The following is a 13,831-nucleotide window of genomic DNA, read 5'->3' as shown; positions in this document are numbered from 1 at the left end:
CTTTACTGAACCGCTGTAAATTTAGTAACCCGATCATAAGATTGAAGGCAAAATGTTAACCAGCTTCGTATAAATTCACAAGCAGTTCTGCCGTTATCAATAATTTCATGATGACAACCTCCTCCACATAAAAAACGGGCCCAGCATTGATGACAAGGTTTCTGATTGAGTACATGCCTTTCCTCAAGCCATTTATTTTGTTTTAAAGAATCAATTCCTGCACTTAATGATCCCATTGCGCCTTTATCATCATTCACAAAACGATGACATGCTGCAAAATCTCCTTCTGCCGATACTCCTAAATATCCGGCGCCTGCACCACAAGGATAGGGTTTATGGGTATTCTTTTCAATTTCTTTATAGGCATTCATCATGTTTAAAAAAGGATACGCCTTTCCTTGTAAAACTGCCTTTTCAAAAGCCAATCCACACGCTATCATTTCAGAAAGTAAATGTTCCAATTGCTCTCCATTAAGCTCATTATGATGGTCGTTCGCATTAAGTAATGGTGATAATCCTACACTATGAAATCCCAAATCTATAAAGTTTTGAAGCGTTTCTGAAACATTAATATTCTGCGGCGTTACCGTGATCCGTGCAGACACTTGCATCTTCGACTGACTTCGTAACATCGGCTCAATATTTTTAAGAATTAGATTAAAAGAACCTTTTCCGTTTTTCATAGGACGCTGCAGATCATGTTCCTCCTTGCCTCCATCTAAACTTATCGTAACCGCAAAACCATGTTTTTCAAAAAAAAGAATATCTTCTGTACGAATTAAGGTTCCGTTAGTGGTAATAGAAAAATTAACTTCTACCCCTTTTGCCTGAGCCTGATTTTGAGCATAGATAGTCGTAGACTGAATTCCTTTTCGGTTCATCAAAGGCTCTCCTCCCATAAAACTAATCTGAATTTTTTCTCCTTCTACTTTATCATTCAAAATAAAATCGATTGATTGCTTTGCAGTTTCTACATCCATCATCTTAGAAGCTCCTCCAAATCCGCCTTGTGCCGCATAACAATAACTACATCCCAAATTACAGCTCTGTGCAATAGCTAAAGACAAAGCGTAGGTTTTGGGATTTTGTACAGGGGTGGGATCTATGAATTCATGCTCATATTTTTGATAGGATAACAATAAGGTATCAATAAGTGATTTTTCATTATGGCTTTGTAATTTTTGTAAAGGACCACGCACATCAACGGGCAAACGAAGCAACCTACTTCCATTGGTAATGAAAAGTAGGGGCTCGCGTCCACTATTAATAAAATTATATTCTTTATTAGAAGGCTTAGAATCTAATATTGCCTGCCTTGCAAGCTGATCATAAATTGATTTTTGATTTGAAATCGTATTCATTTTGTGTTTTTTAGATGAATTAAGAATATTGTTCATCATTTCCTTTTATGATAAAATGTAAATCTTGTTCCCAATCTGCAAACAAATCGGTATAAGACAGTAAGTTGGTGTCTAGTCTATTATCCGGAATGTAAGTTCCTGTACGGTCTTTAGCCATCCAGTTGTCTCCTGTTGTATACCCTGCCTTACTTGTTTCAATATTTACGTAATCTGGTCTGCTCGCTGCCCAATAATAACAAGCACATTCTTTAAAATCATTTTGCCATGGAGAACATAAACCACGAGTAAACTCACCCGGTTTCACCAAATCTTTATTAAATTCTATTGAGTTTTCCTCAAAAAAGGATCTCACTTTTAACCTCACCCATCGTAGCTCTATCCCGCTATCCGTTGTATAAAATAGCTTTCCTTTCTCATCAATCTCTTTTTTAAATTTGATCAGATCTTCTTCAGTAATCAGGATTTCTCTCTCTATTACATCTTTTGTAAAATAACAATACACCTCCTCGCCTGCTCTCTGTAAAGTATATACTAAATTATTAGACCATTCCATAAATACCGCCGAATCAGGATTAGCAGCAGTAGATAGTGACGTATTGCTTGATGCAGGAAGATTGGGCAGAACCGGACCATCTGTTTTTACCATAGTTGGTTTTTCATTGATTCCCACTAAACGGCGATGCTTCAAATCCGAGTACCTTTCATTAACGTTCATTACGAAATTGTTATTCTCAGATAATTCGATGCCTTCAAAAGCACGGGGCCATAAATTTTTAAAGTCGTATTCAAGACCGGGGAAACAATTTGAAATAGCTCCCGAAGGTAAGATACAGAAAGGATTTCCCAATCCTTTATAATGCAACTGTGCTTTATAATCTTTAATAGCAATTGCATTTCCAGAAGCACTTGCATCTTTAATAAGTCTTTGTAAAGATCCTTGTGCCATCGCTCTGATAATGGTGTTTATCTGGCGATAGGTTAAAGTTAGTGCCCGCGCATCTGCACCCCGCATCATAGCAGGCATTTTTCTTCGGGTTTCGTTATCTAATTTTCCAATTTCATAAGGCATTCGAATGGAATTGATAAACCACGGGGCGATTCCGGTATCTAAACTGTTGAAAATACGTTCGTGCAATTTTCTTACCGCCAAATTATCAACAATTTCCGGAGCCATAACCGGCTCAAAAACACGATGTGTATCATTAGTATCCTGTCTGGGCATTGTACTTGCCGTGGCAGGAATGCCATAATACGGGTTGCCATTCATCATAGCGGTATTCATCAAACGTATGGTCTCAAATGCTCTACGCATAATCTCTTGGATATCATCAATATATACCGTATCGTTTTCATTAAGATCAGGGCCATACAAAAGCTGTTCTAATTCGTCTGTAACCACACGAATAGGCAATATATCCGGAGCAAACGCGGGAGGTGCCGTAACCAAAGAAGCTCTTGCTTTAAGCATTTGTTCAGGCGTATTGAGCGTTACTTCTAAAAAGCCATCACCTGCATCATCGAACAACCCAATACTATAATGTAAATCTCCTTCGTCATAGCCTGCAAAAATCTGGGCAGGATTTGTTTTTGTGGGTCCTTCTCCTTCTTTATATTTTGTCCAGTCTCCTTTTTTACTGTCGTAAATCCGTTGATAATCCTGAAGACTCTTCAGGTAAGAATTCATGTCTTCTGGGAGCACATTCTTAGCTATAATTTCATCAATAAATGCTGAATCTGCACCATATACTTTACCATGTGGCGGGGTAAATCTAAAACGAATTTGGTTGATGCCTTTATGATCAGTATCTACCGTAGGTTTAACAAACTGGAAATGCCCCATGTTCATGGTCGCTCCTTTTGTGAAATTGACACAATGTGCATCTAAAGCATGTTTTGCATGTTTGTGTTCCAATTCAGAGGAATCTAGCTGCACATAAATTTTATCATTAGCTTTCTCAGTACGTCTAAAGATTTTATGATTCTCCAACGTAAGACGGAAGTTCAAGTCTGATAATTGTAATCCACAATCCTCCAATACTTCAAGCGTAAGAGGAATAAAATGGGCCTCGTCTTCTTTGGTACGAACAAAGACTTCTAAAAATGGAGCTACGGGTTTAATGACCAGCTTATCATCTTTTAGTACTTTGAACTGAATTTCATCTAATGCCGGAGCCACAGAAATTGTTCCATCCGCATTAACCATATAACTCGGTTCAGGAACAATGGTTCGGAAATCTAAAGCGTCCTTCTCGTCTATGGTAACGCTATAAGCCTCTAATGGAGTATCTGCAGAGCCAAATCTGGCAACAGCAATTGGAGGAAAAATACGAAGTTCTATAATTTGATTTGTTGATTTCATGGTTGGTGTAAAGTTTAGGATTGAGGAAGTAATAAGGCTAATAATTCACGATCGTTATTTTGTAAATTGAGTAAAAAACGATTATTCTCATAATCAGGAATCTCTTTTATTACAGCGTTAGATTCCTGTATAAACTTAACATATAAATCTTCGAAATTGGACTTTGAAACATCAGCATCCTGTTGCAATACTTTTGAATATCGCTTTGCCAAAATAGGACGCATCTCAAATGGAGGACCTGCTAATAATTCTGTATTTCCTTCAACCATCGGTAAACTGCTTAATACCGCTGAAATTGCTTTTAAGTGATACATTTCGCCAAAACTACTGTTAATTACAAGCCCTCTTAAAGACGAAGCCTGGTTTGCAAAATTAGCTTCTATATTAAAAGAATGTTCTATAAAAGCAATTAAAAGGCTGTATCTGATATTCAGTAACCGAGCCCATTTTAGCGTTGTAGGATCTTGAATTAGTGATGTTTCTATTTTAGACCCTACATCACCGGTACTTGTACTTGGATTTGTCGCCATATTTTTTGATGGTTTAAACCCTTTTCCATCTCCCAATGTATCCCATTCCTTAAATATCTTCAGAAAACGATTGAAATGGGTACTGGTATCTTTATGTATAGATTCATCTGGTGCATCTTCTCCTTGTTCGGCAACCAATTTTATGGCTTCAATACATTCCCAACGGGTCATAGCAGTTTGCACTAAAACATGTGACGCCGGGATTTTTATTTCTTTACCATTAATCATCAGGATTCGTTCGTCACTACTATAGCCTCTATTCCACTGTTCAGGGCGGGCCTGCTCGGTGACAGACGGAACAGAAAAATCCGTTGCTGTTGTAAAATGTTCCAATATCAGTAGAATAACATTAAACAAAACGCTAATCGGTATCCCGTATTTTGCGAAGTAGCTTGCCAAGTTAGAAATATCATTATTGGATACGCTTTTTTCAGATTTGATTTCAGCATCAATTAATGCCCTCACTTTTTCAGCATAAGGATCGTTAGTATTGATCCAATTTTTGGGAGATTCAGCAAAAATATATTTAGCTAATGAAGTCTTAGAAAAAGGTTCCAGTTTTGAAATGTAAGGAAAGATATTCGTTAATTCCGACAGATCGTTTACCTTAAAATACATATTAAGCCCGAGACTTTTACGCACATTCTGAACGGTAATCAAGTGTCCCATCTCTTCTCTGGCAATTGAAATTAATAATTGCTGCCATTCTAACACCTTTTCTTTTAAAGCACTGTCTTCCTGTTCTGTTTCTATGCTATACGCCGCATATAAGTACTCTAACATCAAGCGCTGTTCTAGCTCAGAGTCAATTAATAAAAGAACATCCAGCAATTCCAATACAAGTTCTTTGGATTTTAGATTTTCTTCAAGAAGTTTTTTTACTTCGGAAATGATTTCTTCAATTGAAGTACTGGATTTCAATAGATTCAATAATAGATGTGTTGAATCATTTAAATCAGATTTCAAAGTGCCTTTTGAAGCCATCATCTCTTGTTGAGGTAAAGAAGGTGCTTGCGTGAAAACCTGGATTGCCTGTGAGAGTGTTTCTAATGAAGCTTTATTTTCATGTTCTTCAGATGCTGATTTCTGTAAATTCTCATCTGTTAAAGCACGAAACACTGAAAATAGATCTTTTAATTTATCTATTTTATCATCCTGTACATTTTGTACATTGCCTATTTTACTGTAGCTCTGTAAGCCGGATTTCAACAAGCCTTTATCAATAGGCTTATTTTTGCGAAACAAGTCGTTTAATTCATTCATTATATCAGGGTTATTAGTTTAAAATTCTAACCATTTATTCAAAAACAAAATAATATTTCTATTTTTTTAGTTTACGCTACCTCGAGTCATTTATATCAATCTCATCAGTGAAAAAAAAATTCACTATTAAATGATTAATTTTTAAAACGAAACAATCAAGGTTGAATAATGGTATTACATTTCTTTAAATTTAGAAAAAAATACAATACTAAAAATAAATAAAAAACAATATTTTAAAGAATAGCAATGACAAATGGTGAATGCCGATGACGACTCAGAATTTTGAAAATTTTCAAATATTTCGCCCAGATAAAAGTGCAGATAAACTTACATTTTGCCTTCTATGTCTTTATTATATATAACAACAAAAATCCCGAAAATTACTTTTCGGGATTTGATTTATTGATGATTTTAAAAATCTTATTTTTTATTTAAAGCTTTAAACTTAACATAAGAAACGGCAGATAAAATAACCATAGATGCAAGTCCTATATATACCCAAGCCGGAACCGGAACCGGATCTCCTGCTGCGTAAGAGTGAAGTCCGCTTAAGTAATAGTTTACTCCAAAATACGTCATTACCATAGAACAGAATGCAAACATTGTTGCTACGTTGAAAGCCCATTTGCTTCTTAATCCTGGAACCAATCTCATGTGTAAAACAAAAGCATAGACCATGATTGAGATGAAAGCCCAAGTTTCTTTCGGGTCCCAGCTCCAGTATCTACCCCAAGATTCATTTGCCCAGATTCCTCCTAAAAAGTTACCTACTGTTAATGCAAATAAACCGATTGTAAGAGACATTTCAGATACAATCACCAATTCTTTTAATGTTGTATCATGATGAATTTTGTACATTTCTTTACTAGAAATAATATAAAATACTAAACTGATGACCGCAATAATCATTGACAGGGCAAAGAAACCATAACTTGAAACAATAATCGCCACGTGAACAATCAACCAATATGATTTCAATACAGGTACCAATGGCGTGATCTGTGGATCAAGCGCTGAACCTCCGTGCGCAAATCCCATCATAATTACTGCAACCATAAATCCTGCTGCAGGAATTAATGCATTTGAGTTTCTGTATAACGCTAAACCAGCTGAAATTCCAACCCAAGAAATAAAGATAATTGCTTCATAACCATTACTCCAAGGTGCGTGACCTGAAATATACCATCTTGCCACCAATCCTAGGAAGTGAAAGATATATCCTACTATTCCAAGAGCAATAATGACTTTAATCGTTTTGTTTAAAACTTTATTAGGCTTAAATAATTCAACAAAACCTAAAAGCAACAATAGTCCTCCAATTATTGTATAGAAAATTAACAATTTGAAGTTGATGTTGACTTCATTCATGAAAACCTCTAAATCAACTTTAGTCTTTGAAGGAACTACACTTTTCCCCCATTTTTGCTGGTATTCTGAAAGCTTTGCCAATTCAGCATCTGCTTTACTCCAGTCTCCTGATTTTTGAGCCGCCAATACTTCTGCAAAATAAGGTCCCATTACTTGTTGAGATTCCATATCCGGTTCAAATTTCTGATCCAACCAAGAATGCCAAGTGTGATTTGCATCGTTTTTCACAGGAACAATTCTCATAAACTGACCGCTGAAGAACTCGTTGAAAATCTGAACTCTTTCGTTTACTTTTATAATCTGCTTGTCGTATTCAGTCTGTTCTGATGCTTTCTTACGAAATGCCGTGTTATAATCTGCCTCTAAAATATACGTTAAATTTCCATTGGCATCAGCCGGGAAAAGATTCATCAAAGAAGTATATCCATCTTCATTGGCTTTTGTTTTTTCTAAAAGCGCTTTTCCTCCTTTTGATTCTACTTTAATCATCGGAACCATCGTCCAGCTCGGAGTATCCGTATTAATTGAGATAAACCATTGGTTAGCCGTTAAAGATTTTCCGTCTGTACCTCTGAATGCATCTTTTTGGTAAAGTTTTCTTAAAATATCTAAAGCCTGAGTATTGATAGGAACAATTCTTCCTTCAATATTCTGAACCAATAAATATCCAAATTTATCGGCATGCTCTGCACTGATTTTATTTCTTGCAATAATCTCATCAGGTGAGATTGTTTTCATTTTAGTAAGCGGCGCAGCCAAAGAATTTTGTTCTGGTGCTGATTGAGCTGGAGCCATGTCATGAGTATGACCGTCACCTTCTACATGAACATGTTCTGTACTACCGTCTATTGTTCCGTGTGTATCAATTTTCTGAGCATTTAAGCCTAAACTTAAGAACAATAGTACAACCATTGTTGCTCTCTTTTTGTTAACATCCGTCAACATTTTATTTAATTTCCAGAAGTGAGTTCCTTTCCAGAAGAAAATAATAAACATTCCTAAGAATAATAGTCCGTACCCAATATAAGAGATCAAAGTTCCCCAGAAATCGTGGTTTACAGAAAGTACTGTTCCCATTCTGTCCGGATCAAAACTAGACTGGAAGAAACGGTAACCGCCATGATTTAAAACGTGGTTCATATAAATTTTATAAGGCGTTTGTTTTCCTTCATCAATGATTTTAATGTGACTTTCATATGCACTTGGAGATGAACTTCCAGGATAAGTTTCCATTACGAAATCATCTAATTTCAACGCGAAAGGTGTGTTATACACTTTAGGACCGAAACCAACCATAATGTTTAACCCATCCATGGTTACTTGTTTGTAAGCATTTGGATTTCCTCTTTCCACAGAAAGCTCTACCAATTGTTTTGTTTTTGGACCCTGAAGTTCTACCGTTAATACGTCTGGAACGTTCTGGTCTTTCTTTTTATCACCTTCTATAGATAGGAGTTTCCCTTTTTTAAGACCTTCAGGAACAACTAGCTTTAACTCATTAATACTGTATAAACTTCTTAATGCTAAAGGCTGGAATTCGTCTTTCGTTGTATTTCCTGTCGCCTGAGTTGCCATCGTCATATACGTAGCATCCACAGGAGTTTTAATGAATATTTTACCTCCTTCAGTTTTGAATTCAACTGCACCTTCAATCGCTCTGTTGAATGTTACCAAAGTACCGTTAATAGACTTTGTTTCACCCGGTTTGATAAAGATGTTTTGTCTTCCTGTTTTTCCTGTAGATACCAAATGTAGATATTCGGCACCGCTAGGATCAGCAACTAAGCTGTCTTTTTTTCTTTGCACATAATCCTTAGTGACTACTTTAATTTCCTTTCCTCGGAAATCGTACGTAGCATTCAAATCTTTGTGTAAAGGAGACATCAGATAAGGAACGTCTTGGTAATTAAGAACATCACCCTTTTCTTCAATCTGAATTTTAAAGAAATTTTTGTCGGTTACAATTTCGTTTGAAGTTTCACCTTCTCTGATGTGCATTTGCCCTTCAAAACTAATGTATCTGGTAATTGCACCCCCCACAAAAATAAATACGAATGCAAGGTGGAATACCAAAACCGGCCATTTTTCTTTTTTCCAAAGTCTATATCTTCCGATATTTCCTATGAAATTTAAAATAAGCAGAACCATAATGAGTTCAAACCATTTTGCTTCATAAATTAAAGCTTTTGCTGTTGGAGTTCCGTAGTCGTTTTCTAAAAACGTGGCATAGGCCATCGAAAATGCGAATACCAGTAACAGCACAGCCATTGTTCTGGTTGAGATAAGAATATCTTGGAGCTTCTTCATGATTTATTTTACTTGACATGCAAAAATAAGCATGATAAACTATAAAGAGGATAAAAAAAGCTGTTTTTTGTCACTTTGAAGCCTACATTCGCTATTTTGAAACATTCTTAATAAGCAAAAATAGATTGAGGAAAATTTAATATTGAAAAGCCTGAAAATGTGAATACAAAATAGCTATTCCCGTGATTGAAGCTATCTATTTCCTAGTATTGTTTTCTTTCTTATTTTACTTAAAAACTCATGAGAAATTCCCAAATAAGAAGCCACTTGCTGTTGTGTTAATCGCTGTTCAAGCGTTGGATATTTTTCTAAAAACTCCAAATAGCGCTTGTCTGCCGTTTTATTCATTAAAGATAAAATACGTCTTTGCAAAGCCACTGAAGATTGCTGATTCATCATCCTGAAAAGTTTTTCAACCTGCGGCATCGTTTCGTAAAGAAGCTCTTTATCCTTTTTTGAGATCATCAAGACTTCACTGTCTTCCAATGCTTCAATATTCAACGTGCTTGGAACATTATTAATCAGACTGTCAATATCTGTAATCCACCAACTTTCAACTGCAAAATATAAAGTTTGTTCAAACCCGTCTTCTGTTAAAAAATATACTTTAAAACAACCATTCAAAACAAAGCCTTCAAAAAGGCAATAGTCGCCTTCTCTCAATATACTTTCTTTCTTTTTAAATTTTTTAAACTCAAAAGGTTCCGAAAAACGTTGAAATTCTTCTTCTGAAAGTGAAATATGACGAGTGATATTTTTATAAAGTAAATCGAGCATCATTACTATTTAACGCAAAATAAAGATACCAATAATTATCGGTATCCTTATGTATCATTGATTTAAATATTGCTATTTCCCTTTTAACAAATCAGCAGTTGTAATAACTCTAGCGTAAAGATTACCTAATCTTGAAATCCCTGCTAAGAATGATCTCTGAATTTCTTCAGCTTTTACAACTTTCCCAAACAGCTCTCTGTCTCTGGTTGCTGTTGCATCACTGATAATGGTATTACTGAAGCCCAAATCGAAAGCAGCTCTTGTCGTAGATTCTACACAAACATCCGTCATCATCCCTGTAATGACAAGATTTTTGATTCCTTTTGACTGTAAATATTCCAAAAGTTCCGTATCTCTAAAACTGTTTGGATAATGTTTTACAATTACTTTTTCACCACTTTTTGGTTCAACCACAGAATTAATTTCTGCGCCTTTTGTATCCGGCAAAAAGAAATCTGCTCCTTCATTGGTTGCAATATGTTTGATATTGATTATGGGAAGATTATTTTTTCTAAAATATGCTAAAACCTGTTGTGTTTTTTTACCGGCTTCTTCCGCTCCTACCAACGTCATTTTTCCTCCTTTGAAATAATCATTTTGAACGTCAATGATTAATAATGCTGTATTTTCCATGTTTTCTCTTTTTTGTGCGTTAATTCTGATTAATGAGATTAAGACCATCCCCATGGTCATTGTTATTTTAAATAAATTTTTCATAATTTCTACTGTTTAATTATTATGATGCAAAATTACAGAGCCTTGAATTCAAAAAAATTGAACTAGTTCAAAAAAGCATTTTGTCTCACATTATTTCCACTAAAACCAATCAATTACTTCAGTTATCGAAAATTCCTTTTAAAAGTGAACTTTATTTTAAAAAATTTAACATAATTTACAGTTCTATTTTTATTAAAAATATTTATTGGTGTTTAAAAAACACTAAATTTGCCAACATTGATATTATGGACAAAAAGACACAAAAACAACAAACGGAATCGCCTGACAAAGGCAGAACTTTATCCAAGCCCCGTATATTCATAGGGCTTACTTTTATACTTTTTTCTGGAGTACTTGTTTTCTCGTTCATTTCTTATTTAATGAATTGGAAAGCAGATCAAAGTCAGGCAGGAACAATGCTCGACAAGGGTATAAAATCTTCGAATATTTTTGGAAAACTGGGCGACTGGCTCGGAAACCTTTTCATTTTTGAAAGCATAGGCGTTGCCTCTTTTATTATAGCATTTCTTTTTATGGTCATAGGAACCATGATCCTTAAAAAGAAGATCTTTAAACCTTGGATGACCTTTGGCCATTCATTATTTTTCATTTGTTGGCTTCCTGTTTTATTTGGAGCCATAACAAAAGGACAAGGCGTTTTAAGTGGGGTGTACGGATATCAAATTATGGATTCTCTTAATGCCATCATAGGAAGTGTTGGGCTTTGGACGGTTTTGGTATCGAGTATTGCATTGTATTTTTGAAAGCATAGGCGTTGCCTCTTTTATTATAGCATTTCTTTTTATGGTCATAGGAACCATGATCCTTAAAAAGAAGATCTTTAAACCTTGGATGACCTTTGGCCATTCATTATTTTTCATTTGTTGGCTTCCTGTTTTATTTGGAGCCATAACAAAAGGACAAGGCGTTTTAAGTGGGGTGTACGGATATCAAATTATGGATTCTCTTAATGCCATCATAGGAAGTGTTGGGCTTTGGACGGTTTTGGTATCGAGTATTGCATTGTATTTTATTTTAGAATTTAATCTTCGTCCAAGTTCGATGAAAGCAAAATTCGACAAGATTAATGAAAATACAATCGGGAAAGTAAAATCTATGATCCCAAGTTCTGATGAAGATTTTGAAGCCGATGAAGAATTGGAAGAAGAAATTCAAGAGGCTCCGGATAATAATAATAATAATAATAATAACAGCAGCAGCGCCAATGAAAGTAGCAATGTTTCGGTAACGGATATTCCTCAAAAAATAAAAGTTGAAGAACCTGTAAAACCAGTAAGCGTTCCTAAAGGATTTCCTGAGGTTCTTCCTGTTTCAACCGTTCTGGATCCTGTTACCATTACAACTCCAAATCATACTTCATTTGAAGAAAGTAAGAATGATTTTTCACAACCTGTTAATGTAAATCTAAAAACAAAATCTGCGGTGCCGGTTTCAACTCCGGAGGAAGCATTTGATATTAATCCTCCAAAACCAATCGTTAAAGAAGAGATTAAATTCAATATAGAAGTAGCACCTGTTATCGATGTTTTAGATGAATCCGACAGAAAATCTAAAGAGCTTGTAGATAAACACGGTCTTTATGATCACAAATTAGATTTGGCTAATTTCCAAATGCCTCCGGTTAATCTTTTAACAGATTATGGAAATGAGGAAATTTCTATCAATCAGGAAGAATTAGAAGAAAATAAAAATAAAATTGTAGGGCTGTTAAAAAATTTCAATGTTGGAATTTCTGAAATCAAAGCTACGATAGGACCAACTGTTACCTTATACGAAATTGTTCCAGAAGCGGGAATCAGAGTATCAGCCATTAAAAAACTACAGGACGATATTGCCTTGAATCTTTCTGCATTAGGAATTAGAATTATCGCTCCAATGCCAGGAAAAGGAACAATCGGAATTGAAGTTCCCAGAAAAAATCCTACCATGGTTTCTATGCGCTCTGTTATCGCATCGCATAAATTCCAAAATACAGACATGGACCTTCCGGTTGTTTTTGGAAAAACAATCTCGAATGAGGTCTTCATGGCCGATCTTTCAAAGATGCCTCACTTATTGATGGCGGGTGCTACAGGACAAGGGAAATCAGTTGGTATCAATGCCATCCTTACTTCCCTACTCTACAAGAAACACCCAAGTGAATTGAAATTCGTGATGGTGGATCCTAAAAAGGTGGAACTTTCTTTATATTCAAAAATTGAAAGACATTATTTAGCGAAACTTCCGGATACAGATGATGCTATTATCACCGACACCAATAAAGTAATTAATACGTTGAATTCTCTTTGTGTAGAGATGGATCAACGATATGACCTACTTAAAAATGCATTCTGTAAAAACTTAAAAGAATACAACAAGAAATTCACGGAAAGAAAACTAAATCCTGAAAATGGGCACCGTTATTTACCTTACATCGTTTTGGTTGTTGACGAGTTTGCAGATTTAATCATGACGGCAGGAAAAGAAGTAGAATTACCTATTGCAAGATTGGCTCAGCTGGCAAGAGCAGTAGGAATTCACTTAATTGTTGCTACACAAAGACCTTCTGTAAATGTAATTACAGGGATGATTAAAGCTAACTTCCCGGCGAGAGCAGCATTTAGAGTAATTTCAAGTGTGGATTCAAGAACGATTCTGGATTCTCCCGGAGCAGATCAGTTGATTGGTAAAGGAGATATGCTTTACTTTAACGGAAATGAAATTTTAAGACTTCAATGTGCTTTCGTAGATACTCCGGAAGTAGAAAGACTGGCGGAATTTATCGGGGAACAAAAAGGATATGCTTCTGCATTCCTTCTTCCTGAATATGTTTCAGAAGAAGCAACAAGTAATGTCGGAGCTTTTGATCCAAACGAAAAAGATGCGTTATTTGAGGATGCTGCAAGAATTATTGTTTCTACGCAACAAGGATCTACCTCTATGCTTCAGAGACAATTAAAATTAGGATACAATAGAGCAGGAAGAATCATGGATCAATTGGAAGCAAGCGGTATCGTAGGCGGCTTCAATGGCGCGAAAGCAAGAGAAGTGATTATCAGTGACCTTCATTCTTTGGAACAGTTTTTGGAAGATCTGCGTAGATAAAGGGGAAAACGCTATTTGATGTTGACCTTTTGAAGTTGGAAAAT

The 13,831-nt window shown here is 35.5% G+C and carries 8 protein-coding genes; 2 read left to right on the top strand and 6 right to left on the bottom strand.

Annotated elements, in window-relative coordinates:
* Positions 1-2: 2 nt before the first annotated feature.
* The 6 genes from AMQ68_RS01580 to AMQ68_RS01555 all read right to left on the bottom strand — a co-directional run bounded on the left by AMQ68_RS01580 (position 3) and on the right by AMQ68_RS01555 (position 10,682).
* Positions 3-1,361 (bottom strand): radical SAM protein, encoded by a 1,359-nt coding sequence (locus AMQ68_RS01580; RefSeq protein ID WP_123905578.1) that lies wholly within the window; start codon positions 1,359-1,361, stop codon positions 3-5.
* Positions 1,362-1,380: 19 nt separating this feature from the next.
* Entirely contained in the window at positions 1,381-3,720 is a 2,340-nt protein-coding gene (locus AMQ68_RS25450; protein WP_054508884.1) for a hypothetical protein, read from the bottom strand.
* Positions 3,721-3,734: 14 nt separating this feature from the next.
* Complete coding sequence (locus AMQ68_RS01570; protein WP_054508883.1) at positions 3,735-5,513, bottom strand: ferritin-like domain-containing protein; 1,779 nt, start codon at positions 5,511-5,513, stop codon at positions 3,735-3,737.
* A gap of 420 nt (positions 5,514-5,933) precedes the next feature.
* On the bottom strand, positions 5,934-9,188 hold the full coding sequence (gene ccsA / locus AMQ68_RS01565; protein WP_054508882.1) for a cytochrome c biogenesis protein CcsA: 3,255 nt from the start codon (positions 9,186-9,188) through the stop codon (positions 5,934-5,936).
* 192 nt (positions 9,189-9,380) lie between these two features.
* Complete coding sequence (locus AMQ68_RS01560; RefSeq protein ID WP_369678590.1) at positions 9,381-9,968, bottom strand: Crp/Fnr family transcriptional regulator; 588 nt, start codon at positions 9,966-9,968, stop codon at positions 9,381-9,383.
* 69 nt (positions 9,969-10,037) lie between these two features.
* Positions 10,038-10,682 carry a cysteine hydrolase family protein gene (locus AMQ68_RS01555; protein WP_082383945.1) on the bottom strand — a complete coding sequence of 215 codons (645 nt, stop codon included), beginning with the start codon at positions 10,680-10,682 and terminating at the stop codon, positions 10,038-10,040.
* Positions 10,683-10,927: 245 nt separating this feature from the next.
* Between AMQ68_RS01555 and AMQ68_RS01550 the strand changes: the two genes are divergently transcribed.
* The gene (locus AMQ68_RS01550; RefSeq protein ID WP_123905577.1) at positions 10,928-11,446 is read left to right on the top strand and encodes a DNA translocase FtsK 4TM domain-containing protein; all 519 of its coding nucleotides are present in this window, start codon (positions 10,928-10,930) and stop codon (positions 11,444-11,446) included.
* A 40-nt stretch (positions 11,447-11,486) separates the two neighbouring features.
* Positions 11,487-13,787 carry a DNA translocase FtsK gene (locus tag AMQ68_RS01545; protein WP_241775019.1) on the top strand — a complete coding sequence of 767 codons (2,301 nt, stop codon included), beginning with the start codon at positions 11,487-11,489 and terminating at the stop codon, positions 13,785-13,787.
* Positions 13,788-13,831: the final 44 nt, after the last annotated feature.

It is taken from the genome of Chryseobacterium sp. ERMR1:04, assembly GCF_001297705.1.
Lineage (GTDB): Bacteria > Bacteroidota > Bacteroidia > Flavobacteriales > Weeksellaceae > Chryseobacterium.
The sequence above is the reverse complement of the archived record's forward strand: the minus strand, read 5'-3'. Positions and strand labels throughout refer to the sequence as shown.